Source organism: Iodidimonas nitroreducens, from assembly GCA_000710935.1.
Classification (GTDB): domain Bacteria; phylum Pseudomonadota; class Alphaproteobacteria; order Sphingomonadales; family Rhodothalassiaceae; genus Iodidimonas; species Iodidimonas nitroreducens.
Genome location: BAYV01000100.1, coordinates 1 through 206, shown reverse-complemented (window position 1 = coordinate 206; position 206 = coordinate 1). Strand labels below are relative to the sequence as shown.

The 206-nt window shown below is 58.7% G+C and carries 1 protein-coding gene; it reads right to left on the bottom strand.

Annotated features, from left to right (window positions below; genetic code table 11):
- Positions 1-206, bottom strand: a 206-nt coding sequence (locus AQ1_RS12540; protein ID WP_042087915.1) for a transposase, incomplete at both ends; no start/stop codon positions are given.

Sequence of the window (206 nt, the reverse complement as noted above, 5' to 3'; positions counted from 1 at the left end):
ACGATGTCGCCATCATAAGCCTTGCTGATGGCAATCAGAAGGCGATCCCAGACCCCAGCCTTGCGCCATCGGACAAACCGGTTATAGCAGGTGGTATAGGGACCATATCGCTCGGGAATATCAGCCCATGGCGAGCCCGTTCGAAAGCGCCACAGGATGCCGTTCAGAACCCTCCGGTCATCAACACGCGGCACACCGCGCGGCTT